This window comes from Saccharopolyspora halophila (assembly GCF_039531955.1).
GTDB classification, from domain to species: Bacteria; Actinomycetota; Actinomycetes; order Mycobacteriales; family Pseudonocardiaceae; genus Saccharopolyspora; species Saccharopolyspora halophila.
In genome coordinates, this window is the sequence record NZ_BAAARA010000024.1 from 158,505 (window position 1) to 182,599 (window position 24,095).

The following is a 24,095-nucleotide window of genomic DNA, read 5'->3' on the forward strand; positions in this document are numbered from 1 at the left end:
GGCGGCGGTGCTGTCAGCCGCCGGCCGCGGGGAGCTCGACCAGCTCGGCGAGCCGGGCGCGGTGCTTGCCGGGGGTGCCGAAGGCGATCTGGTCGGCCTTCGCCCGCTTGAGGTGCAGGTGCGCCGGGTGCTCCCAGGTCATGCCGATACCGCCGTGGAGCTGAACGGCCTCCTCTGCCGCCGTCACCGCGAAGTCGCCGCAGTAGGCCTGGGCGACCGCGGTCGCGACCTCGGCGTCGGGATCGTCGGCGGCCAGCGCCGCAGCGGCGTTGCGGGCCGCCGCGGCGGCCGAGTCCACACCGATCGCGACATCGGCCAGTCGGTGCTTGAGCGCCTGGAACCCACCGACCACGCGCCCGAACTGCCTGCGCTGCTTGAGGTAGTCGACGGTCTCCTCGAGGCACCAGCGGGCGACGCCGAGCTGCTCGGAGGCCAGCAGCGCCGCTCCGGTGCGCAGCGCTCGGCGCACCGCGCCCTCGGCGTCCGAGATGAGCGGTGCCGCGACGACGCCGTTCAGCGTGACGTCGGCCAGCTGCCGGGTCATGTCCAGCGAGACGACCGGCTCCAGGACGACCTCGGTCGCCGACACCGCGTACACGGCGATGCCCTCACGGGTCTCCACCGGCACGAGCAGGACGTCGGCCTCCAGGGCACCGGCCACGCTGGTGACGGTTCCGGTCAGCCGCCCGTCGGCGACGCGCACGGTTGCTAGCGCGCCGTCCGGTGCCGTGGACAGCGGGACGACGAGCGCGGCCGTCAGCTCGCCGGAGGCGAGATCGCCGAGCAGGTCGCCGCCGGTCTCGGCCAGCACCGTGGTCGCCACCACCGCGCTGGTCAGGAACGGTACCGGCGCTGCCGCGCGGCCGAGTTCCTCGAGGACGACGGCGGCTTCGCGAGCCGAGGCGCCCGCGCCGCCGCGGTCCTCGGGCACGAGGAGTCCAGCCAGCCCCAGGTCGACGGCCAGCGCCTGCCACAGGCCGGCGACCGCCGAGCGGTCGTCGTCGTAGACGGCGGCGACATCCGCGGGGGCGCAGCGGTCGGTGAGCAGATCGCGCACCGAGGAGCGCAGATCGTCCTCGACGTCGGTGTAGAGCAGGTTGAGATCGCTCATTTGGGGAGGTCCTTCCACGGGATGTCCTTGTCGGCGCGGGCCTCCGCAGGCAGGCCCAGGACGCGCTCCGCGACGATGTTGCGCAGGACCTCCGTGGTCCCGCCTTCGATCGAATTGCCCTTCGCCCGCAGGTAGCGGTAACCGGCGTCGCGTCCGGTGAAGTCGACGCGGTCCGGCCGCGCCATGGACCAGTCCGAGTAGCGCAGTCCCTGCTCGCCGAGCAGCTCGACCTCGAGACCGGACAGCTGCTGGTTCAGCCGCGCGAAGGTCACCTTCATCGCGGCGCCCTCCGGGCCGAGCTGGCCCTGGGCCAGCTTCTGCCGCAACCGATGGCCGGTCAGACGAGCGACCTCGGCTTCCACCCACAGCCGCAGCAGCCGGTCGTGCAGCTCCGGGGTCCGCCGTTGCGGGTGCTCGCGCCAGGTCTGCGAGACCACCCCGACCATGCCGCTCTCCCGGGGAGCGGCCCTGCCACCGATGGCGACTCGTTCGTTGTTCAGCGTCGCGGTGGCCACCTGCCAGCCCTGGCCGACCTCACCGAGGCGGTGGGCGTCCGGGATGCGCACGTCGTTGAGGAAGACCTCGTTGAACTCCGCCTCGCCGGTGATCTGCCGCAGCGGCCGCACGTCCACGCCCGGGTCGCTCATGTCGCACAGGAAGTAGCTCATCCCGCGATGCTTGGGCTGGTCCGGATCGGTGCGGGCGACCAGGATGGCGAAGTCGGCGAAGTGGGCGCCGGAGGTCCACACCTTCTGCCCGTTGACCAGCCAGTCCGGACCGTCGGGGACCGCTCGGGTGGCCAGCCCGGCGAGGTCGGAACCCGCGCCGGGCTCGCTGAACAGCTGGCACCAGATCTCCTCACCGGTCCACAGCGGACGCAGGAAGCGCTGCTTCTGCTCCTCGGTGCCGAAGGCGAGGATGGTCGGTGCCGCCATGCCCAGGCCGATGCCGTTCATCTGCGGGTTGTTGTCCGGCGCGCCCGCCTGCTCGAACAGTTCGTCCACGTCGAGCTGCCACGCCTGGGGTAGGCCGAGGCCGCCGTGGCCCTCCGGGAAGTGCACCCACGCCAGACCCGCGTCGTAGCGGGCGCGCAGGAACTCCAGTCGGTCGGTCGTGGCGGGATCGTGCGCGGCGAGGAAGTCCGCGATCCGCTGCCTGAGTTCGTCGATGGTCATCGTGCCGCCTTCCGTGCGGGTTTGGTCGCGGATCTCGTCGGAGCAGGTCGGGCCGGGTCCGGAGTCGGAATCCTCACGACGCCTCCCGCTGGTAGACGACTCGACCGACCGTGCTGCCGTCGGCGAGCCGCTGCACCCCTTCGGCCACCGAGTCCAACGAGAGCCGCTCGCTGACAAGAGGTTTCACCGCGCCGCTGGCGGCCAGCTCGGTCAGGTCCCGGTGGCACTCGGCCACCGCCGCCGGGTCGTGCCGGTTGTACAGGCCCCAGTGCAGGCCGACGATCGAGTAGTTCTTCACCAGCGCGTGGTTGAGCGCGGCCGACTGGATCTCGCCCCCGGCGAAGCCGACCACGAGGATCCGGCCCTCGAACGCGATGCACTTGGTCGAGCGGCGGTAGGTGTCGCCGCCGACCGGGTCGTAGATCACGTCCGCGCCTCGCCCGCCGGTTTCCTCCTTGACCACGGCGACGAAGTCCTGCTCCCGCCGGTCGACCACCACGTCGGCACCGAGTTCGCGCGCGACGGAGGCCTTCTCGGGGCCACCGACCACGCCGATCACGCGCGCGCCGGCGGCCTTGCCCAGTTGGATGGCGGCGCTGCCCACGCCACCCGCCGCGGCGTGCACCAGCAGCGTCTCGCCCGCGCGCAATCCGGCCCGGCGGTGCAGGCCGAACCAGCCGGTCTGGTAGCCGATGTACAGCGAGGCCGCCTCGGCGTCGTCCAGGGCGGCGGGTGCCGCGAACGTCGTCGCGGCGTCCATGACGGCCAGCTCGCCGAATCCGCCGTGCGGCAGGACCGAACCGCCCAGCACCCGGTCGCCCGCGGCGAACCCGTCGACCCCGGAGCCGACGGCCACGACCTCCCCGCAGAGCTCCACACCCGGTGTGAACGGAAGCTCGGGCTTGACCTGGTACTGCCCGCCGCACATGAGCACGTCCGGGAAGTTGGCAGGCGATGCCAGCACGCGCACGGTGAGCTGTCCCTGTCCCGGTTCGGGATCGGCCACGTCGGTGAGGCGCAGCACGTCACGCGGCTCGCCGAGCTCCACTACCTGCCATGCCTTCATCCCGGCGCCTCCTGTTCTCCGAGCCGTCGCTGCCACCCGCCGACCGACTCCCGGCGGCACGTGGCGCGCGGGGCCACCGGTTCCAGCGAGCGGTAATGACGATCACGGTGGTCGTCGTGCACTTCTCAGATTTACTAAGCGCTTGCTAAGTTGCCATTAGGCTTGGGCGGGGACACCACCGTCAAGGGAACCTTCAGAGCCCGGAGTGTTAGGCACATCACACAACAGTGTGAGCTGCGACGAGTGCCGATGCGATCCGAATTCGAACAACAGCAACAATGGACGCCGCGATGACCGAGAACTCCGAACCGAGCCGCGCCGAGGCCACCCGCGCTCGCCTGCTGGACGCGGCCGTGGCCGCGTTCGCCGAGAAGGGCTTCCACGGCACCACAACGCGGGACATCGCGACGGCCGCCGGCCTGAGCTCCGCCGCGTTGTACGTGCACCACAAGTCCAAGGAGGAGTTGCTCTACCTCATCTCCCGGTCGGGGCACGAGAACACCCTCCAGCTGGTGCAGACCGCGATCGCGTCGTCGCCCGATCCCGCCGCCGCGCTGCGCAAGTTGATCCACGACTTCGCCGTCGACCACGCCCGCGCGCACACCCTGGCGCGGATCGTCAACTACGAGCTGTCCGCGCTCACCTCGGAGCACTACGCGGAGATCCGCGAGATCCGCCACCGCATCGAACGAGATCTCCGCGAACTCATCGAACGCGGTATCGCGGCAGGCACCTTCGCGACGCCGGACCCGCCCATGGCCGCCGTCGCGCTGCTCTCGCTCGGCATCGACATCGCCCGCTGGTACCGGGACGCGGGCCGCTGGAGCCCGGAGGACATCGCCGAGCACTACGCCGAGATGGCCCTGCGCATCGTCGGCGCCGGTTGAGCCGCTCACCCGGCGAACAGCGCCCGGGGGCCATCCGGTGCGCGCAAGCGGGGGCAGCGGCAACGGCAACCCCGGCAATCCGTCGATGCTGGTCGCGATGTGGTCCTTGCTCTGGAAGCACGCGTCGAGCGACTCGTCGCCCTCGCGCGCGAAGCGCGCCGCGTGCAGTGCTCGATCCTCGTCGCAGGTCATGAGCGGAACGGCGTAGCCGCACGTGTCGCGGATCTGCTCGGCGGTCACGACGCCGATCGCGCTCAGGCCGTGCCGAGTCGGGTCGATGTCCGGGAAACGGCTCATCAGCTCCGCCCAGCGCGCGTCGTCGCGGAAGACAGACTCACCGCGGCCGCGCACGATGTTGGGCCGGGCTTCAAAAGCGCACCACATCAAGGTGATCCGGCCGTTCTCGCGCAGGTGGGCGATCGTCTCGGCGTTGCTCCCGGCGAAATCGAGGTAGGCCAGCGTTCGTTCGTCGAGCACGGCGAGCGAACCGTTCAGGCCCTTGGGCGAGAGGTTGACCGTGCCCTCGCCGTCCAGCGGCGCGGTCGCGGTGAAGAAGATGTGCTGCGACTCGATGAAGGCACGCATCCTTTCCCATGCACCGATTCTGGCGATCCGTTGACTCCTGTCGACCGGAACGAGTCCGGAATACCGCCCCATCAAGCGTTTTCGCGGCTTCGCGAGCGCGCCGATCGCGCCGGAACCGCGACGAGCCCGCGGTCGGTCGAACCGGACTGGTGCCCCCTGCCCGAGTGAGCCCAGCGAAGATCCCGCGAAGATGGGCCAGCGCGGCTAAACCGCTCGACGGTGCGATCGCCCGCCTCGACTCAGCGCACCCACACGGGCACCGGGCCGGAACGGGCCCGCCACCCCGCGTCCTCGTCATCCTGTTCCGCTGACGGCCGCCGGGCCGAAGTGCGCTCCCGATTTGTCGCCGGAGTGCGGAATCGGGCGGTAAGGTGCGTTCATGACATCGGTCAAGCAGTTCCAGATCACCTTCGACTGCGCAGAACCCGAGCGAGTCGCGCGTTTCTGGTGCGAGGTGCTGGGATACGTCGTTCCCCCGCCACCGGTGGGGTTCACCGACTGGGACGAGTTCAACAGCTCGCTACCGCCCGAGCAGCAGGGCTCGGCGTTCGCCTGCACGGATCCCTCGGGCATCGGCCCGCGACTGTTCTTCCAACGCGTTCCCGAGGGCAAGGTCGCCAAGAATCGGCTGCACCTCGACGTGCGGGCCGGCACCGGGCTCGTGGGTGCGGAGCGCCTCGCCGCGCTCGAGGCCGAGTGCGCACGGCTGATCCCGCTCGGCGCGACCCGCGTGCGACTGCTGCCCGCCGATGATCAGAACGAGTCGTGCATCGTGATGCAGGACGTCGAGGGAAACGAGTTCTGCCTCGACTGAGGTCGCGCTCTCGCTGCCCTGCCCCGGTTCGCGTGCCGAGTCCGCCTGGGTCCGCGCTAGGCTCGAAGCGCGCCCTGGACGCTCACGCGGTCGTCGTCGCGATTCCCGATCGAGCGGCGCGCCGATCGATCCACCACGCGTAGGCCAGCGTCACCGCGATGGTGGGCAGCACCTCCCACAACGAATACGCGCCGCTCTGGTCGAGATTCGGTACGCCGCGGGTGGCTTCGAAGGCGGCCGAGGCCACGTTGTTCACCACGTGCAGCGCCACCGCGGCCTCCAGCCCGCCGGTGCGAATGCTCAACCAGCACAGGGCCATCGCGAAGACGAAGAGGTCGACGATCACCAGCGGGTCGCTGTAGTCGTGCAGCGCCACGAACATGATCGAGGCCACCACCGCTCCCGGCCACGGCGTGCGGATCCACGACGCGAAGGCCTGCAGGAACCATCCGCGGAAGAGGTACTCCTCGGCGGCCGCTTGGAAGGGCACGACGAGCACGGCCAGAGCCAGCACGGTCAGATACGTCCGCCAGCCCGGCCACGTCGCGCCCGCCCACTGATCTCCCCGCACCAAGCCGACGGCGAGAACCAGCACCTGGCACAGCACCGCCCACCGCGCGCACTCCAGCATCCACCGCCAGCGCAGACGCCCCTGCACGCTGGACAACGTCCCGGCCGGGCGGCGCTGGACGATGCGCGCCGTCAGCAGCACCGCGGGAAGAAGCCCCGCCACGGTGACGAACCCGACCACGAACATCCACAGCGGATCGGCGAAACCCAGCTCCGGATCCGTACGGGCACCGACGACCGCGGCAAACCCCAGCGCGGCACCGTAGAGCAGCACCGCGAACAGCACCGACAGCGCGGTCACCAGCAGCACACCGACCAGCGGTCGCCACCAGCGATGTGCCGGCGTGCGCGCGAGCAGGTGGTAGGGCGTTCCCGCTGCGATGGCCGGCTCCCGCTGAAGAGGCATACTCATCCCTTTCACGACCCGCGGGCCACGTCAGTCCCCTGTGGACCGCAACGCGTCGTGCCATCCGTCGCGACCCGAACGTCGTCACCGGACGACCGGCGAGAGGAATCGTTGCTGCACCGTAGGCTAAGGGATCCTTGCAGTATGCGGCACAGCCGCTGTTTCAGGTGTGGGACTCAACTCGCACCGCCGCGGGTTCTGCCGCGCCGTGTGGCGAGGACAGCCGCGACGCCGCGTAGGCCGCTGCTCAAGGAGCGGATCCCGCAGCCACACGACGCGTCAGGTTCCGCCACCCGCACCGCCACGCAAGCCCAAACTGAAGTATCTCCTAAGGACCCCTAGAGCCTCGTCTGGTTCCTGAAGGACGCCCACGGAGCCGGAGTTCTCCGCTGCGTCGGTCCCATCTGCCAGTTCCGGAACGCGAAACTGCGGGACAGGCTCGCTCAACGAACGGACGCTCCCCGGCTGAACGACCGTGCGCCCGGAAGTTCGGGAGAGCCTTCGCGCTCCGCGGACTGGCCGGTGATGGCGGCCGCCGATCGCTCGTCGGTCACCGGAAGGCCGCGCTGTTGACCGGGAAGTCGAAGTACTGATCCGGGAACGGTTCGCTGGCCAGATTGTAGTGCCACCACTCGTTCGCGTAGTTCTCCAGCCCGACCGAGGTGAGCACGTCGCGCAGCAGGTTCCGGTTGGCTTCCGCCGCCCCGGTCACTCGCGGGTCGTCGGTGTGCGAGAGGTCGTCGAAGCAGTCGTAGCCGGTGCCCATGTCGACGCTGTTGTCCGGGAACCGCTCCCCCGCCGGAGCGGTGCACGGGCTCAGCGGCTCACCCGGGACGTACGGACGTTGCGGCGGGACCGGGAGCCGCACGAGCGTCAGGTCGACCGAGCTTCCCCTGCTGTGTCCGGAGTTCTCGGCGATGTAGCCGTCGGCGAACAGCCGGGACTTCTCCAGTCCCGGGTAGAACTCGGCCTTCATGCGCTGATCGTCGACGTTCTTCGCCCACTCCACGAAGTGGTCGACCGCGCGTTGCGGCCGGTAGCAGTCGTAGACCTTGAGGGAGTAGCCCCGCGTTTCGAGCTGCTGCTGCGCGGCGTGCAACGCGTCGGCGAGCGGGCGGGTCACGACGCACATCGGTTCGTCGTAGCCGCGCACCGGATCGCCGACGAAGTTGTGCGGTGTCGCGTAGCGGATGTCCTCGACGATCGAGGGAGCGACATCGCGCAGCGGCACGAACCCGGCGGGGGCCTCGACCTGCCCCGTGGGCGGCGGTTCGGTCTCGCTCGGGGAGGCCGGGGGCTCGGCCGGGCTCGATGCCGGCGGCGCGGGTGCCTGCGGCGCGGGTGCGGGCGGCGCGCTCGTGCCGCACGCCGCGGTCACCGCCAGCACGAACGCCACCGCCCAGCCGAGCCCTCGCCCCGCACCGATCATGCCCCTCACGATAGCCCGTCGCGTCCAGCGGAAGCCCGCTGCGAAGCAGCCTTCTCGGCCGCTCGGCCTGAGGAGACATTCAGCTCGTGGGTTGCGCGGCGGTGCCGAGAGCGGAACCGCAGACGCCGCGGCACCGGCTGGGTCCCACACCGCACGCGACTCCACCGCATTCTGAAAGGACCCCTAAACCACCCGATCCGGTGATGGTCGGCTCAGCGAGCGAGCAGGCGCGCCGGGGCGGTCGAGGCGTGGTGCAGCGCCCACTCCAGCGGTCCGCGTCCCAGCAGCACGCGCCAGCCGATCGTGAGCACCGCAGTCCCGACCATCAGGGCCAACCACGGAACGTACGGGTGCTCGGCGATCAGCTGACCCATCCGTTCGGCGCCGACGGCCTTCAGCACGAGCAGGTGCCCGGCGTAGGAGGTCAGCGCGAGCGCGCCCACCGAGGAGACGGGCAGCAGCGGTCCGCGCAGTCGTTGCCCGAACAGGCAGGCACCGATCACCGCGATCGCCACCCCGGAAGCGCCGACGATATCGAACGGAGTACCGCTGTGCGCGCCCGCGGTGAGCAGCCAGACCGGGGAGGTGGTCGGCGCGGTTCCCATGCTGGAGGACAGCACGGCGTCGAGGAGCTTCGGCGGGAGTCCGGGCGGCAACGTCGACAGCAGCACGTCGTGGCCGCCCAGCGGGTTCATCGCGATCCACGAGCCGCCGTAGCCGAGCGCCGCCAGACCTGCGCCCACCGCGATCAGCTTCCCGCGCACCGCGAGCAGGTCGAGCCTGCCCAAGGACATGCCCGTGAGCAGGAACGGCAGCCAAGTCAGCACCGGATACGCACCGGTGAGCAACAGGCTGTGGACCGCGGTCCAGAACCCGTCGAGCGAGCCGAAGTCGCCGAAGTCGGGTGTGTAGCCGAGCCGGTTGGTCTCGACACCTCCGCGCAGCACGTACGACAGCAGCGGTGCGCCGACCGCGAGCACTGCGGCGAGGATCGCCAGCGCTGCCGCGCGCAACCGCAGCAGCGGGATCGAGAGCAGGAACAGCACGCCGTAGAACGCCAGGATCACCATCGCGGGCACCTGCAGCGTGGTCAGGCCGAGGCCCAGCAAGAAGAGCAGGACGGCGCGCACGGCGATGCGCACCCGCGAGGTCCGCATCCGGGTTCCGGCGTGCGGGCGCGATCCGCCACTGAGCAGCGAGATCGAGACCCCGGCCAGGACGGCGAACAGCGCCGCCGCCCGACCGGACGCGAGGCTCGACGGCCAGTAGGTGGGTGGCATGACGTGCGCGGCGAACATGCCGAACACCGCGAGTCCGCGCGCCACGTCCAGACCGACCAGCCTGGCCTGGTGTCCCCGCTTCGGGGATTCCTGTTCGGGAGATTGCTGCGTGCCGGTGAGGTGAGTAGTCGCTTCCACGCGCAAGACCATCGCGCGGCACGACCCCCGGGCGGATCGACCGCGTGGCCCCGGCGCCTAGCACTTTGAGCCAGTTCCGGGCTAGCACTTCTCGATTACGCGAGCTTCGCCGCCACCGCCCGCGCGGTCCCGATCGAAGTGCGCGCGCCGAACCCGCTCACTCGCGCTCGTGGCGATGCGGGTTCGCGCGCAGCGCGCCGGAGTGGGCCTTGATCTCGGGATGTCCCCTGGTCTTGATCAGGCTCGCGACCGTCACGATCACCAGCACCCCGACGATCACGCCCAGGCTCAGCGGCGTGGGGATCTCCGGGATGCTCCCGCTGATGTCCACGTGCAGCCAGTGCAGCACCAGCTTGACCCCGATGAACGCCAGGATCAGCGCCAGTCCGGCCGAGAGGTAGACCAGCCGGTCGAGCAGGCCCTTGACGAGGAAGAACAGCGCGCGCAGCCCGAGCAGCGCGAAGGCGTTGGCCGTGAACACGATGAACGGCTCGCTGGTCACGCCGAAGACCGCCGGGATGGAGTCCAGCGCGAACAGCAGATCGATCCCGCCGATGGCCACCAGCACCACGAACAGCGGGGTGGCCGCGCGGCGACCGTTCTGGCGGATCAGCAGCTTGCCGCCGACGTACTCGTCGGAGATCGGCAGGATCCGCCGCGCAGTCCTGACCATCACGTTGTTCTCGACGTCGGGATCCTCGTTGCGGTGCCGGAACAACTGCACCGCCGTGTAGATCAGCAGCAGGCCGAACAGCAGGAACACGAACGAGAACAGCGACAGCAGCGCGGCGCCGACCGCGATGAAGATGACGCGCATGATCAGCGCGAGCACGATGCCGAAGGTCAGCACCTTGTGCTGGTGCTCCTCGGGCACCGCGAAGGTGGACATGATGATCACGAAGACGAAGAGGTTGTCGACCGACAGACTCTTCTCGACGATGTAACCGGTGAAGTACTCGGTGCCGAGATCACCGCCGTAGGTCATCGCGAACCACACGCCGAACAGCACGGCGACCACGATGTAGAACACCGACCAGGCCGTGGCCTCGCCGAATCCGACCCGGTGCGGCTTCATCGCCGCGAGCACCAGATCCACCGCCAGCAGCAGCACGACCAGCGCGATGGTGACGCCCCAGGTCAGCGCCGTGATCTCACCCACCGAAAACTCCTTCCGGACCGCATCACCGGCTCAGCGCGGGAAGAGCTGGCAGCTACCGCCCCGCGCGCAACAGCGGTCAACTCGATCGAGGATCGCACAACCGGCTGCGCGCACGGACCGACTCGCCGAAGGGCGGTTACCGCTCCCCCACACCGGTGAGGCCGGCACCAGGCTGCACCCGTCCTGATCGGGCCCACCTCGCAGCGATCGCACCGAGGACGAGGCGTGCCGCCGTGCGTGACCAACGATGGCGAGGACGTTGAGGTCCATCGGGCGGACGGGAGGCGCACCGCCCCCGATCACCGAGGCCGTTGTTCGGCGAGTCCCCTCCGCCACTGCTGTTTCGTGGTGTTTTCCGCACGGGGGGTCACTGACCGTCTCGGGCTCGGCGCGACGGTCGGTGACCCGCGACCGGGCCCGGTCAGCTCGTCCGGCACCGCGAGCAGCGCGCCGGTGGCGAATTTCTCCCCCGGGAGCGAGTTCGATCACGTGGATCTCCCGCCCACTCGGGTTTGTGACGTAAGCCGTCCCGCACCGCACGAGCAGCGGCTGCTGCTAGTCCAAGGGCGCTCCCCGCGGCCCGAGGACCGGGATCTTGCGGACCACCTGCGCCCCTTCGGGCCGATCACGTGCAGCTGCCCGCCAGTGCCCAGGACCCCGGTCTGCAACCCAGCGAGCGGAACGGGTAGCTGGCGCCGAGGTCGACCAGCCGTAGTGATCCGTTCTGCAGACCGCTGACCACCGGCGGGCCGGGCCGGAGCCACCTGTTACCAAATGGAAATGAATTGATGGCGACACCGGGTCGAATTCGAATCATCGAATCCACGGCCGCAGCTGGTGGCCCGGACCAACTGCGACCAGGCGCTGCCGGGCACGTCGCGCGCGCTCCGGAATTCGCACCCAATCCAGGTTTCGGACAACTTCGCAGGTCAGACGTGTGCGGCGTCGCAGTGACCAACAACACCGGTCGTTACCGCAATGCATTTCTGCTATACTAGTCGTGTATCAGATTTGGACGATTGCTGGATTTCAGTGATGAAGTCGGGGCTACGATGAGTGCTACAACCGAAGGCCAGCCCATCTCCATGGCCGACAAGGCGTACCAGGCGATCCGCGATCGGCTGATCATGCTTGACATCCCTCCGATGGAGCCGATCGACGACGCGGGTCTGGCGGAGGCGCTCGACATCGGCCGGACGCCGGTGCGCGAGGCGCTCAAGCGACTGGAGATCGATCGCCTGGTCGTTTCCTACCCGCGACGCGGGACGTTCGCCACCGCCGTGGACATCACCGATCTGGCCTACATCTCCGATCTGCGGATGCACCTGGAACCGCTCGCGGCCCGCAGGGCCGCCGAGGTCGCGGGCAACGCCGAAGCCGAGGAGCTCGGCAACCTCGCCGACTTCCTCGACGACGTGGATTTCCACTCCCTCGAACGCGACGAGGTGATGCGCTGGGATCTCCACGTGCATCGGGCGATCTACCACGCGGCGGGGAACCCGCACCTCGAGGACACGCTCATCCGCTACGACAACCTCGCGACGCGGATCTTCTGCGTCTTCCTGGAGCGCATGCCGGACTTCGACAGTCATGTCATGGAGCACTCGGCGCTGCTGCGGGCAATCAGCGCGCGCGAGCCGGACAAGGCTGAACGGCTCGCGCGGGAACACGTGCTGAACTTCGACAATGCTATGCGTTCGTTGGTGTGATTCCTTCCTGCGCCGAATCGATGATCCGGAGGCGGGGTTGAGTGAGAAGTCCGGGTCGCGCCGATCAGAGGTTCTGGGCGAGCTTTCGCCGCCACTGCCCGAAGGCGCGAGCGCGGTCGATGGCCAGCACTCCTACCGGCCGTTCGTCGGGGTCGAGGTAGAGAGCGAGGAAATCACCGGACTCCGGGTCGCCCTCCTCGACCTGCAACGTGCAGTCCGAGGTGCGGTGGCCCGCGAACTGGATCTTGTGTCCGTACTGATCGGACCAGAAGTAGGGAACCGCGTGGTGCGCCGGAGCCGTGTGCTCCCGCCCGAGCAGACCCGCTACCGCGGCCGCCGGTTGTTGCAGCGCGTTGGTCCAGTGCTCCAGCCGGAGCGGGCCGGCGGTGTAGTTGCGGTACGAGCGAGCGCAGTCACCCGCCGCCACGATCTCGGGGATGGCCGTTCGTCCCTGCGCGTCAGTGCGGACGCCGTCGTCGACGTCGAGCCCTGAACCCGCGAGCCATTCGGTGTTCGGTTGCGCCCCGATGCCGACCACCACGACGTCGGCAGGCAGTTCCCGTCCGTCGGTGAGGCGCACTGCGGTGACCCCGGGCTCTCCGATCAGCTCGGCGAGTCCGGTGCGCAGGTGCACCCGAGCACCGTTGCGGGTGTGCAACCGGCCGCAGACCGCACCCATCTCGGGTCCCAGGGCCCGCTGCAGCGGCACCGCCGAGGATTCGACGATGTCCACGTCGCATCCGAGACTGATTGCGGTGGAGGCGATCTCGGCTCCGATGAACCCGGCGCCGATGATGACCAGCCGTGCACCCGGGACGAGTTCCGCGCGCAGGGCTCGTGCGTCGTCCAGGGAGCGGAGGGTGTGCACACCCCGCGACGCCGTGCCGGGAAGTTCTCGTGCCCGTGCGCCAGTGGCCAGGACGACGCCATCGGTGTTGATCCGGGTTCCGTCGGCGAGCACGACGGCCCGGCCGGAGGGGTCGAGCGAGCTCGCGGGCTGGCCTATCTCCCACTGGACGTCAAGCTCGTCGTCGTCGTCGATGAGCCGGATGTCGTCCTCGGTGGCCGTTCCGGCGAGGAACTCCTTCGACAGCGGCGGACGGTCGTAGGGCTGGTGCGGCTCGTCGCCGACCAGCGTGATCCGACCTTCGAACTCCTGCGCGCGCAATGCGCGGACGGTCGTCAGCCCGGCCAGCGAGGCACCGACGACAGTGATGTGCTCCATCAACCGACCTCCTCCGCAACCGCGCCACCGACGGTGACCCGGGTCGACTCGTGCACGTAAATAAGCCCGTCCTCAACCGAGACCGCGTGCGTGCGCACCGGCTTCTTCGCGGGCGGGCCGCTGGGCTGACCGGTCCGGAGATCGAAGCAAGCGGCGTGCAGCGGGCACTCCACGGCGCATCCCTCGAGCCACCCGTCGGACAACGACGCGTCCTGGTGCGAGCAGGTGTCATCGATCGCGTAGAGCTCATCGTCCACGTTGAACACCGCGATCGGCACCTCGCCGTGCACCCGGACCGACTCCCCAGGCTGCAGGTCGGCCAACTCACCCACCAAGATCATGAACGCCTCCTGTTGCTCATAGCGGAACGGGCTGTGCATTACGCAACCAACACCGACAGAATGAAGTTCGCCACCCCGCTCGTCAACGGTCAAATTCAGCCCGAAACATGGGTTTTTCCGAGGAGTCCTCGAGGTGGGATCGACACTGGACGCGCAAGAATGGCGAGGTCGCGCCGAGCGATGTGGCGACCCCGCCGGCTGGACCGCGAGGGGGTGAGGTGAGGTCTTGCTTCGAGAGGGACTAACCCGATATCTTACCGCGAATAGATATATCAGTAGTCCATCGCGGTCACAACCGCGGAGCTGCTGCGGAGTTGCGACACCGTCGCTCGGCGCTGCAGATCGCACCCGGGAGCCCCCATGACCGACCAGTCCAGACGACCGCGGCGCAACCTCAGGCCCCCGGTGGTGCAAGAGGAACGCACCGTTCACCGCGCGGTCGCCGCGGCCTCGGTCGGCAACGTCGCGGAGTGGTACGACTTCGGGATCTACTCCTACCTCGCCGCCGTAGTGCTGGAGCGCGTGTTCTTCCCGGGACTCGGCGACTGGGGGGCGGTCTACACGCTCGGCGCGTTCGCCGCCGCGTTCATCATGCGCCCGCTGGGTGGTTTCGTCTTCGGCCGCATCGGCGACAAGTTCGGTCGCACCAAGACCCTTTCCGCCACGATCCTGCTGATGGCCGTCGCCACGGTGCTGCTCGGCCTGGTCCCCAGCTACGGCACCAGCGGCCTGCTGGCCCCGCTGCTGGTGCTGCTCATCCGGATGTTGCAGGGCTTCTCAGCAGGCGGCGAGTACACCGGGGCACTGACGCTGATCGCCGAGTACGCACCGGACCGGCGGCGCGGATTCTTCGGCAGCTGGCTGGAATTCAGCACCCTGACCGGCTACGCGCTCGGGGCGAGCACCTGCGGCGCGGTGATCGCCCTGCTGCCGGACGAGGATCTGGTCGCCTGGGGCTGGCGGGTGCCGTTCATGCTGGCGCTGCCGCTGGGCCTGGTCGGGATCTACCTGCGCATCCGGTTGGAGGACACCCCGGCGTTCCGGCAGCTCATGGAGCGCTCCCCCGCGCTGGCCACGATGTCTACCAGGCGCGCCGTGCAGATCGTGCTGCGCCACTACCGCACCCCCGCGCTGGTCGCCACAGGTGTGATCGTGGCGTGGAACGTGACCAACTACGTGCTGACCAACTACGTCCCGACCTACCTGACCGGCACGCTCCCCCGCTTCGGCGAGGGCGGGACGAGCAGCGCAGTGGCCACCGGGTTGCAGGTGGCGGTCATGCTCGTGATGTTGTGCGCGATCGTCGGCGTTGGGCGCCTCAGCGACCGAATCGGACGCAAACCGGTGTTGATGACCGGGAGCGTCTCCCTGGTGCTGCTCGGATTACCGGCGGTCTGGCTGCTGCGCACCGGAATGGCCGGTCTGATCGCAGGGCTGCTGATCATCGGATTGTGCCTGATGTGCTTCGCGGCGGTTTCCCCGTCGACGTTGCCCGCGCTGTTCCCGACCGTGATCCGCTACAGCAGCCTCGCGGTGATCTTCAACCTGTCGGTTTCGCTGTTCGCCGGTACCGCTCCGACGATCATCGAGGCGGCGGTGACCGCCACCGGCAACCTGGACTGGCCGGGTTACTACCTCATCGGCGCCGGCGTCATCGGGATCGTCGCCACGCACTTCCTGCGCGAGCACGCGGGAAAGCCGCTGGACGGCGCCGCTCCCCTCTCCTCCAGCGCCGAACTCCCACCCCCACCTCTGTCCGAGGACGGCGTGCCGCTGGAGCAGCCGCGCTGACGGCTCCGCGGTAACAGCCACAACTCTGCGGTCCCGCCCGGAACCGCGCTCTCCGGATGCGCTTGGTTCCGGGCGGGACCGCTCTTTCGCGTCGCTCGGTGGGTCGACGAGAAGTGGCCTCGCACCGGACTTCGGTGCGAGGCCACCTGGGCGGCGGGTCAGCCGATCCGGTTGCGAACCCAGTCGTGGAACTCGGCGATGTGGTGCTCGCTCGGGACCAGCACCCCGCCGTCGGCGTAGGCACGGGAGTCCATGGCCAGCTGGCAGCGCTCGCAGGCGTCGAAGTCCTGCTTGTTGACCCGGTGGAACAACTCCACGGAACGATCGATGTCGGCCCCCGAATCGACCACCTCGGGAAGGTAGAGCCAGTCGCAGCGCACCAGCGTGCGTTCTGCCGAGATCGGGAACATGCGGTGGAAGACCACGTGGTCGGGCACCAGGTTGATGAACACCTGCGGCCGCACCGTAATCGCGTAGTAGCGGCGGTCCTGCTCCTCGTTCACCCCGGGCAGCTTCTGCAGCCCGGCCGAACCGTCGACCGTGAAGCCCTCGATGTCCTCACCGAACTCCGCGCCGTGCCCCACGAAGTACTGCGCGGCCAACCCGTCGCCGAACTCGGGCAGCACCTCGGTGAGCTCGGGGTGAATCGTCGCGCAGTGGTAGCACTCCATGAAGTTCTCGACGATCTGCTTCCAGTTCGCCTTGACGTCGTACTCGATGCGCCGCCCGAGCTTGAGGTCGGCGACCTGGTAACCCACGATCGCGTCCGGGGTGCCCAGCCGGTTGGTGACGTCACCGATGACGGTTTCCTCGAACGAGGGCGCTTCCTCGGCCAGGCACAGCCACACGTAGCCGAGCCATTCCCGGACGTGCACCTTGTGCAGCCCGTACTCGGTGCGATCGATGTCGTCCATCGCGTTGAGATTCGGCGCGGCGATCAGATCGCCGTCGAAGGAGTAGGTCCAGGCGTGGTACGGGCACTGGAAGGACCGCCGCACCTCGCCCTTCTCCTCGGTGCACAACTGCGCGCCGCGGTGCCTGCAGACGTTCAGGAACGCCTTGACGGCGCCGTCGCGGCCTCGGGTGACCAGTACGCTCTCACGTCCGATCTGGACCGTTTCGTACTGGCCGGGCTTGGTCAGGTCCGCGCTGAGCACGGCGCAGAACCAGCCTGCTTCGAAAATCGTCTCCTGTTCCAGGCGGAAGATCGAGGGGTCGGTGTAGTAGTGCCCGGCCAGGGTCTCGCGCAGGCTTTCGGGGAGAACGGCCTTGCCTTGAGAGGTGGGAAGCTCACCGGTCGTCATGGGTAGTGCTCCTCGTCGGACAGAGGTGGGGATCTCGCTGCGGCGCCTCGGAGGCGGGCGTCGTCTCGACGTTGATGTTGCGGCAAAGGTGGCTCAGCGGGCCATGTTTGATCGCTGGCGGCGGAATCGGTCTCGTGCTCGTGCCGCGCTGCGGCGGTCCGCGGCACGAGACCGAAGCGCAGCGCGGAGCGGGAGCACGTGCGGTGCGCGCCGGCGCGCACCGGGAGGAACGCGATTCGATTGCCAAAGTACTCGGACTTTCCCCGGTATGGCTACCGGAACACGACGGTGCTGTGACCGTTGAGCAGAACGCGGTTCTCGCAGTGCCACCGCACCGCCCGCGACAGCGCCAGCGCCTCGGCATCCCGCCCCACGGTCTGCAGCGCCCGCGGGTCGTAGCTGTGGTCGATCCGGATGACCTCCTGCTCGATGATCGGGCCCTCGTCGAGGTCGGGCGTGACGTAGTGCGCCGTGGCACCGACGAGCTTGACGCCGCGGTCGTAGGCCTGGTGGTAGGGCTTGGCGCCCTTGAACCCGGGCAGGAACGAGTGGTGGATGTTGATCGCGCGGCCGTGCAGCGCCTTGCAGGTCTGGTCGGAGAGCACCTGCATGTAGCGGGCGAGCACCACCAGGTCGACGCCGTAGTCGTCGGCCAGCCGCAGCAGCCGGGCCTCGCTCTCCGGCTTGGTCTCCGGGGTGACCGGGACGTGGTGGAACGGCAGACCGGCCGCCTCGGCCATCGGGCGGAGGTCCTCGTGGTTGGACACCACGGCCACGATCTCGGCACCCAGCTCCCCGGCGCGCCACCGGTAGATCAGGTCGTTGAGGCAGTGCCCCAGCTTGGAGACCATCACCAGGATCCGGGCGTCGCGGTCCAGGTGCAGGGCGTAGACCATCTCGAAGTCGGTGGCCACCGGTTCGAAGCCGCGGGACATCTCGTCGAGGTCGATCTCGGCGGCCGCGGTGGCCTGCACCCTCAGGAACAGGCGCCCGCGCACCGGGTCGTCGAACTGCCGGTATTCGGCGATGTCGCAGCCCTGCTCGACCAGGTAGGAGCTGACCGCTCGGACGATCCCGGTGCGGTTCGGGCAGCTCAAGGTGAGGGTGAACGATCGTGTCACGGGATTCTCCTCAGCATTCCACGATGTTGAGCGCGAGGCCGCCGCGCGCGGTCTCCTTGTACTTGTCCTTCATGTCCGCCCCGGTCTCGCGCATCGTCTTGATCGCCTTGTCCAGGGACACGTGGTGGTGGCCATCGCCGCGCAGCGCCATCCGCGCGGCGGTGATCGCCTTGATCGCGGCGACCGCGTTGCGCTCGATGCACGGGATCTGCACCAACCCGCCAACCGGGTCGCAGGTGAGGCCGAGGTTGTGCTCGATGCCGATCTCCGCGGCGTTCTCCACCTGCTCGGGGGTTCCGCCGAGCAGCTCGGCCAGTCCGGCGGCGGCCATCGAGCAGGCCGACCCGACCTCGCCCTGGCAGCCGACCTCGGCGCCGGAGATCGACGCGTTCTCCTTGAACAGCACGCCGATCGCCCCGGCGGTGAGCAGGAACCGCACCGCGGCGTCATCGTCGAAGGAGGGCAGGTAGCGGTGCGCGTAGTGCAGCACGGCGGGCACGATCCCGGCGGCGCCGTTGGTCGGCGCGGTCACCACCCGGCCGCCCGCGGCGTTCTGCTCGTTGACCGCCAGGGCGAACAGGGTCACCCACTCCATGGCCTGCGCCGCGTCGTTCTCCCCCGCGCTGCTCTCCAGGCTGGTCCGCAGCTCGCGTGCGCGGCGGCGAACCTTGAGCCCGCCGGGCAGGGTTCCCCCGGTGTGCACACCTTGCTCGACGCACTCCCGCATCACCGACCAGATGTGCAGCAGGCCGGCCCGGGTGTCCTCCTCCGGGCGCCAGGTCAGCTCGTTGGCAAGCATCACGTCGCTGATCCGCGCTCCGGACCCCGCGGTGTGCGCGAGCAGCTGCTCGGCAGTCGCGAAGGGATAGCGCATCGGGGTCTCGTCCTCGACGAGGACGGGCCGCCCGGTTTCGTCCTCGTCGAGGACGAAACCACCGCCAACCGAGTAGTACTCGCGTCGATCGAGGCACGTTCCGGCGTCGTCGAGGGCTTCGAAGACCATGCCGTTGCTGTGGAAGTCGAGCCGCGCGTTGCGGTGCAGGACCACGTCCTCGTCCACCTCGAAGGCGATCTTGTGCTCGCCGCCGAGGCTCAGCCGGGACTCCTCGCGTGCGGCCTGCACCTGCGGTTCGGCAGCGACCGGGTCGACCAGGTGCGGCTGCTCGCCCGCGAGCCCGAGGACCACGGCCTTGACGCTGCCGTGCCCGTGCCCCGTCGCTCCGAGGGAACCGAACAGCTCGCAGCGCACCCGCACGACGCGGGGCAGTGTCCCGGTGCTGCGCAGGTGCTCGACGAACAGGTAGGCCGCCCGCATCGGACCGACGGTGTGCGAGCTCGACGGCCCGATGCCGACCTTGAACAGATCGAAGACGGAAAGGCTCATCAGCACTCCTGACCGGGTCGCAGCCGCGGGTCGGCGGTGTTCCCGACCTGGCGGGCGGTGCGGATCGCGGACCGCACCGTGTGCTGCAGCAGCAGTGCGGTGGTCACCGGACCCACGCCCCCTGGCACGGGAGTGAGCCCGGCGACTCGCACGGACGGCTCGACGTCGCCGACGAGTCCGCCGTCGGCTGTCGGGTTGGTGCCGACGTCGACGACGACCGAGCCGTCCCGGACGTGCTTGTCGGTGATCAGGCCGGGCTTGCCGACCGCGACCACCAGCACGTCCGCGTCCGGGGTGAACGCGGTCAGCTCCGGCGTGTGCCGGTGGCAGACCGTGACGGTCGCGTCGCGCTGCAGCAGCAGCTGTGCGACCGGCTTGCCGACCACGTTGGAACGCCCCACCACGACGCAGTTTCGCCCGGCCAGCTCGATCTCGTGGTGATCGAGCAGCTCCAGGACCGCAGCGGCGGTGGCGGGCGGGTGCGCGGGCAGGCCCGCGGCCAGGTTGCCGAGCGAGACCGGGTTGGCCCCGTCGACGTCCTTGCGAGGATCGATCGCCGATGCCAGCTCTTCGAAGTGCGCCTCGGCCGGCAACGGGGTCTGCAGGATGATGCCGTGCACCGACTCGTCCGCGCTGAGCTTTTCCAGCGCGGCGCGGATCCGCTCGGGTTCGGCGCCCGGACCGAGATCGACCGTGCGGCAGTCGATTCCGGCCTTGCCCGCAGCACGTGCGATCGAGCGCACGTACCAGGCGCTGGACTCGTCGTCGGTGGCAACCACCACGGCCAGCCCCGGGGTGATGCCGGTTTCGGCGAGCTCCGCGGCGTTCGCGGCGGCTCGCGCGCGGATCTCGCGAGCGAGCCCGGTTCCACCGAGTTCTCGGATGGCCTCGGTGGTTCGGGGTGTGGTGGGCTGAATCGTGGTCATCGCAGGATCTGCTCCCGGACTGCGGAGGTGACGGTATCGGCACGCAGCAGCATGTCGTCGGTCTTGACGAGCGCCTCGTCGAGTTCGGTGCGGAGGTCGAGGTCGGTGATGCCGGAGAGGTTTATCTCGACGTTGACCCGGGCGGTCGAGATCGCCGCCCGCGCCGCGATCGCGGAGGCCGCCACATCGCTGATCACGTTCGGGTTCCCGATCGGCCGCAGTCGCTCGGCGAGTTCGACGATCTGTTCGGCCAGGACGATCACCCGGGCGGGGACCCGCCCGGCCTCGGCGAGGGCCGTTCCGATCGCCAGGGAACGAGCTCGCTTCTCCTCCGGGGTCTGCTTGGGCAGCCGGTAGGCGTTCGCGACCGCACCGAAGGCTTCCGCGTCCTGCTCGGCCAGGTCCAGGCAGAGTCCGCGCAGTTCGTCGGTGGTGTCGCGCACCTCGTGGATCGTCGCGGCGTGCTCGGCGTACTTCTCGCCGTCGCTGTAGCGGGCGACCATGCCAAGCAGGGCGGCGGCCTGCGCGGCGTGCAGTGCCGCGGTCGCCCCGCCGCCGGGTGCGGGCACCCTGGCGGCCAGGTCGTGCAGGAATTCTTCGATGGTGTCCGTGCGCATGGGTATCCTTCGCAGTCGTGCGCCCGCGGGCGCGGGTCGGGTCAGCGACGGATCCGCTGCATGTCCGGGTCGACCAGGGGCTCGGCGGCGACGGTCGCGCTCACCATGCGGTCGAAGTACTGGATGCGCACCCGGGTGCCCTCGACGGCCTCGGCGGGTAGCCAGGCGTAGGCGATCGGAGTACCGAGGGTGTGCGAGAACGCGGCGGAGGTGACGTAGCCGGAGGGCACCCCGTCGACGAACACCGGCTCGGACCCCAGCACCACGCTGCGCCCGTCGTCGATCGTCAGACACGTCAGCCGACGGGTCACCGCCTCCGGCTCGATCTGAGCGAGCGCGTCTCGACCGATGAACTCGCCCTTCTGCATCCGCACCGCGAAACCGACTCCGGCCTCGTACGGGTTGTGCTCCGTGGTCATGTCCGCGCCCCAGGCGCGGTAGCCCTTCTCCAGCCGCAGGCTGTTGAACGCTGCTCGCCCGGCTGCGACCACCCCGTGCTCGCGGCCCGCTTCGTAGAGCACGTCCCAGAGCCGCCTGCCGTACTCAGCATTGGTGTAGAGCTCCCAGCCCAGCTCGCCGACGTAGGACACCCGCATCGCGGTGACCGGGATGCCTGCGATGTGGATCTGCTTGCAGCGGAAGAACTTCAGGCCCTCGTGCGAGAGGTCCTCGCGGCTCAGCGGCTGCACCAGGTCACGCGCGCGGGGACCCCACACGCCGATGCAGCAGGTGCCGCCGGTGATGTCGCGCAGCGACACGCTGCCGTCCTCGGGGAGCTCCCGGCGGAGGTGGTCGAAGTCCAGGTTTCCGTTGGCACCGATCTGGAACAGCTGCTCGTCCAGCCGCGCCACTGTGAGATCGCTGCGCACGCCGCCTGCCTCGTCGAGCATCAGCGTGTAGGTCACCGAGCCGACGGACTTGTTGAGCTTGTTGGTGGTGAGCCGGTCCAGGAACGCCAGCGCCCCGGGCCCGCTGACCTCGAGCCGCTTGAGCGAGGTCATGTCGAACATGGCCACGTCGGTGCGGGTCTTCCACGCCTCGGCCGCGGCGATCGGGCTGTGGTACATCGCCGCCCAGGCGTCCCGCCCCGGCGGCTGCCACTCCAACGGCAGCTCCTTGACCAGTGGTGCGTTCGCCTCGTACCAGTGCGGGCGCTCCCAGCCGTGGGCTTCCAGGAACACCGCGCCGAGTTCCTTCTGCCGCGCGTGGAACGGGCTCACCCGCAGATCGCGCGGGGAGAACTTGGGCTGCAGCGGGTGCTTGACGTCGTAGACCTCCACGAAGTTGCGCGCAGCGGTCTCCTCGACGTAATCCGGCGTCGTCTCGATCTCGTCGAAGCGGTGCACGTCGCAACCGTGCAGCTCGATCTCGCTGCGCCCGTCGACCAGCAGCTGCGCCACCGAGCGCCCCACTCCCGCGGAATGGGTCACCCACACCGCCTCGGCGATCCAGAATCCCGCCACGTCCGGGGACTCGCCGACCAGCGGGCCACCATCGGGCGTGAAGGACATGACCCCGTTGAAGCCCGTCTCGACCGCGGCCGACTCCAGAGCGGGCAGCAGCCGCTTGGTGGCCTCCCAGGAAGGCGCGAAGTCCTCCTCGGTGAACGGCAGCACCGATGGCATGGCCTGCTCGGAGGGGGCGTCGAGCTCGGGCAGGTCGCCCAGGCGCACCGGCATCGGGCGGTGGGCGTAGGTGCCGATGCCCAGCCGATCGACGTGCTCGCGGAAGTAGAGGTCGCGGTCCTGGTGGCGCAGGATCGGCAGGTTGGCCTCGGTGTGCTCGTCGTTGCGCCCGGCGAGCTCGGGCAGCTGGTCGGTCTTGGCGTACTGGTGGGCCATCGGCAGCAGCGGCACGTTCATGCCGGCCATCTCGCCGATCCGCTGACCCCAGAAACCGGCGCAGGAAACCACGATGTCGGCGGGGACCTCTCCCTGGTCGGTCTCCACACCGGTGACCCGTCCGCCCTGCTGGTTGATCCCCACCACGCGGACCGCGCCCCGGAACCGCGCACCGCGCCCGACGGCGCGACGTGCGAGGGCGAGCACGGCCCGGGGTGCCTTGGCCAGGCCGTCCGTCGGCGTGTGGAACCCGCCGAGAATCCGGTCTGGATCGAGCAGCGGGTGCAGCTTCGCGCACTCCTCGGGCTCGATGACCTCGCCGGGAACTCCCCAGGAGGTGGCCCAGCCCTGCTTGCGGTGCAGGTCGGCGAGCCGTTCCGGGGTGGTGGCGACCTCGAGCCCGCCGACCTGGTTGAAGCACCAGCCCTCATCGGCGTAGAGGCTCTTGAACTTCTCGACGGTGTAGGTGGCGAACTCCGTCATCGTCTTCGAAGAAGCCGTTTGGTAGACGAGGCCTGGCGCGTGCGACGTCGAGCCACCGGTGAGCGGCAGTGGCCCCTGGTCAAGGACGGTGACCTGGTTCCACCCGCGGCTGGTGAGCTCGTCGGCGAGGTTCGCGCCGACGATCCCGGCTCCGATGATGACGACGCGAGGGGTCGTGCTCATGCTGATCTCCTTACGGGGCAGCGGATGTTGAGCTGGGGAGCGAAATGCCTTCGGCAGGCGAATTTGGTTGAGCAGAAGCGGTTTTCGGATGAGCGGTGACACCGAGCCGCACCGCGGAAAACTATGGAGCCCTCTGACCGAGGACTGATATATCAACTGTCCAGCAGAGTAGAACGCCAGATGTGGCGTGGTCAACACGTAGCCGAAAAATCCAGGTCAACCCGGGCCGCGACCGCGCGCCGCCACCCGCCCGAGGCGGCAACCCCGAGCAACGAAATCTGAGCGTTTTTCAGCTCTCCGCGCTGAAGCTCCGGCCTCCAGCGCCACTGCTCGCGAATCGATCTCTTGACCACGCGGCGCGCGCTGCTACCGTGACATCCATCTGATATTTCAGTTGGCTCTCAGAAGTGCGGGCTCCTGCCCTGCCGGTCTTCGATCCCCCTGCAGCGTCCCAGCGCGGAAGGAATCCCATGAATCCGTCCACCGACAATCTGTTCAACGACGCGCTCGCCGCGGTGGACCCGGAGGTGGCGACGGCGGTCGGCGCCGA

The 24,095-nt window shown here is 69.2% G+C and carries 19 protein-coding genes and 1 pseudogene; 4 read left to right on the forward strand and 16 right to left on the reverse strand.

Features of this window, described 5'->3' with window-relative positions:
• Positions 1-13: 13 nt before the first annotated feature.
• From ABD289_RS24610 to ABD289_RS24620, 3 genes are all read right to left on the reverse strand, one after another.
• Positions 14-1,111, reverse strand: coding sequence for an acyl-CoA dehydrogenase family protein (locus ABD289_RS24610; RefSeq protein WP_344137801.1), 1,098 nt, complete (start codon positions 1,109-1,111; stop codon positions 14-16).
• Positions 1,108-2,286, reverse strand: a complete 1,179-nt coding sequence (locus ABD289_RS24615) for an acyl-CoA dehydrogenase family protein (RefSeq protein WP_344137804.1) — start codon at positions 2,284-2,286, stop codon at positions 1,108-1,110. The genes ABD289_RS24610 and ABD289_RS24615 overlap by 4 nt, the downstream gene beginning before the upstream one ends.
• Positions 2,287-2,359: 73 nt before the next feature.
• The gene (locus ABD289_RS24620; RefSeq protein WP_344137807.1) at positions 2,360-3,352 is read right to left on the reverse strand and encodes an NADPH:quinone oxidoreductase family protein; all 993 of its coding nucleotides are present in this window, start codon (positions 3,350-3,352) and stop codon (positions 2,360-2,362) included.
• Positions 3,353-3,642: 290 nt separating this feature from the next.
• Between ABD289_RS24620 and ABD289_RS24625 the strand changes: the two genes are divergently transcribed.
• Positions 3,643-4,239 carry a TetR-type transcription factor C-terminal domain-containing protein gene (locus ABD289_RS24625; protein ID WP_344137810.1) on the forward strand — a complete coding sequence of 199 codons (597 nt, stop codon included), beginning with the start codon at positions 3,643-3,645 and terminating at the stop codon, positions 4,237-4,239.
• A 270-nt stretch (positions 4,240-4,509) separates the two neighbouring features.
• Here the strand turns inward: ABD289_RS24625 and ABD289_RS24630 are convergent.
• A pseudogene (locus ABD289_RS24630) lies at positions 4,510-4,896 on the reverse strand (pyridoxamine 5'-phosphate oxidase family protein); the annotation flags it as partial.
• A gap of 307 nt (positions 4,897-5,203) precedes the next feature.
• Here ABD289_RS24630 and ABD289_RS24635 point away from each other — a divergent pair.
• A complete protein-coding gene (locus ABD289_RS24635) occupies positions 5,204-5,638 on the forward strand; it encodes a VOC family protein (RefSeq protein WP_344137813.1) in 435 nt (144 codons plus the stop codon).
• Positions 5,639-5,720: 82 nt separating this feature from the next.
• Here the strand turns inward: ABD289_RS24635 and ABD289_RS24640 are convergent, their stop codons facing one another.
• The 4 genes from ABD289_RS24640 to ABD289_RS24655 form a co-directional block, all read right to left on the reverse strand.
• Positions 5,721-6,620: a CPBP family intramembrane glutamic endopeptidase gene (locus ABD289_RS24640; RefSeq protein WP_344137816.1), complete on the reverse strand. Its 900-nt coding sequence runs from the start codon at positions 6,618-6,620 to the stop codon at positions 5,721-5,723.
• Between the two features lie 544 nt (positions 6,621-7,164).
• Positions 7,165-8,043 (reverse strand): M15 family metallopeptidase, encoded by an 879-nt coding sequence (locus ABD289_RS24645; protein ID WP_344137819.1) that lies wholly within the window; start codon positions 8,041-8,043, stop codon positions 7,165-7,167.
• Positions 8,044-8,255: 212 nt separating this feature from the next.
• Positions 8,256-9,461: a heparan-alpha-glucosaminide N-acetyltransferase domain-containing protein gene (locus tag ABD289_RS24650; protein WP_344137822.1), complete on the reverse strand. Its 1,206-nt coding sequence runs from the start codon at positions 9,459-9,461 to the stop codon at positions 8,256-8,258.
• 157 nt (positions 9,462-9,618) lie between these two features.
• Positions 9,619-10,620 carry a TerC/Alx family metal homeostasis membrane protein gene (locus tag ABD289_RS24655; RefSeq protein ID WP_344137825.1) on the reverse strand — a complete coding sequence of 334 codons (1,002 nt, stop codon included), beginning with the start codon at positions 10,618-10,620 and terminating at the stop codon, positions 9,619-9,621.
• 1,052 nt (positions 10,621-11,672) lie between these two features.
• On the opposite strand from ABD289_RS24655, the gene ABD289_RS24660 reads away from it, so the two are divergent.
• Positions 11,673-12,329, forward strand: coding sequence for a GntR family transcriptional regulator (locus tag ABD289_RS24660; RefSeq protein ID WP_344137828.1), 657 nt, complete (start codon positions 11,673-11,675; stop codon positions 12,327-12,329).
• A 64-nt stretch (positions 12,330-12,393) separates the two neighbouring features.
• On the opposite strand, the gene ABD289_RS24665 is transcribed toward ABD289_RS24660, so the two are convergent.
• Both ABD289_RS24665 and ABD289_RS24670 read right to left on the reverse strand, forming a co-directional pair.
• Positions 12,394-13,554: an NAD(P)/FAD-dependent oxidoreductase gene (locus ABD289_RS24665; RefSeq protein ID WP_344137831.1), complete on the reverse strand. Its 1,161-nt coding sequence runs from the start codon at positions 13,552-13,554 to the stop codon at positions 12,394-12,396.
• Positions 13,554-13,895 (reverse strand): bifunctional 3-phenylpropionate/cinnamic acid dioxygenase ferredoxin subunit, encoded by a 342-nt coding sequence (locus tag ABD289_RS24670; RefSeq protein ID WP_344137834.1) that lies wholly within the window; start codon positions 13,893-13,895, stop codon positions 13,554-13,556. The genes ABD289_RS24665 and ABD289_RS24670 overlap by 1 nt, the downstream gene beginning before the upstream one ends.
• 405 nt (positions 13,896-14,300) lie before the next feature.
• On the opposite strand from ABD289_RS24670, the gene ABD289_RS24675 reads away from it, so the two are divergent.
• A complete protein-coding gene (locus ABD289_RS24675; protein WP_425564773.1) occupies positions 14,301-15,686 on the forward strand; it encodes an MFS transporter in 1,386 nt (461 codons plus the stop codon).
• A gap of 158 nt (positions 15,687-15,844) precedes the next feature.
• On the opposite strand, the gene ABD289_RS24680 is transcribed toward ABD289_RS24675, so the two are convergent.
• The 6 genes from ABD289_RS24680 to ABD289_RS24705 form a co-directional block, all read right to left on the reverse strand.
• The gene (locus ABD289_RS24680; RefSeq protein WP_344137840.1) at positions 15,845-16,990 is read right to left on the reverse strand and encodes an aromatic ring-hydroxylating oxygenase subunit alpha; all 1,146 of its coding nucleotides are present in this window, start codon (positions 16,988-16,990) and stop codon (positions 15,845-15,847) included.
• Between the two features lie 272 nt (positions 16,991-17,262).
• Entirely contained in the window at positions 17,263-18,111 is an 849-nt protein-coding gene (purU, locus tag ABD289_RS24685; RefSeq protein WP_344137843.1) for a formyltetrahydrofolate deformylase, read from the reverse strand.
• A gap of 10 nt (positions 18,112-18,121) precedes the next feature.
• Positions 18,122-19,495 (reverse strand): L-serine ammonia-lyase, encoded by a 1,374-nt coding sequence (locus tag ABD289_RS24690; RefSeq protein ID WP_344137846.1) that lies wholly within the window; start codon positions 19,493-19,495, stop codon positions 18,122-18,124.
• Entirely contained in the window at positions 19,495-20,421 is a 927-nt protein-coding gene (locus tag ABD289_RS24695) for a bifunctional 5,10-methylenetetrahydrofolate dehydrogenase/5,10-methenyltetrahydrofolate cyclohydrolase (protein WP_344137849.1), read from the reverse strand. Before ABD289_RS24695 ends, ABD289_RS24690 begins: the two co-directional genes overlap by 1 nt.
• Positions 20,418-21,038 (reverse strand): cyclodeaminase/cyclohydrolase family protein, encoded by a 621-nt coding sequence (locus ABD289_RS24700; protein WP_344137852.1) that lies wholly within the window; start codon positions 21,036-21,038, stop codon positions 20,418-20,420. Before ABD289_RS24700 ends, ABD289_RS24695 begins: the two co-directional genes overlap by 4 nt.
• A gap of 41 nt (positions 21,039-21,079) precedes the next feature.
• Positions 21,080-23,545: a GcvT family protein gene (locus ABD289_RS24705; protein ID WP_344137855.1), complete on the reverse strand. Its 2,466-nt coding sequence runs from the start codon at positions 23,543-23,545 to the stop codon at positions 21,080-21,082.
• Positions 23,546-24,095 lie beyond the last annotated feature (550 nt).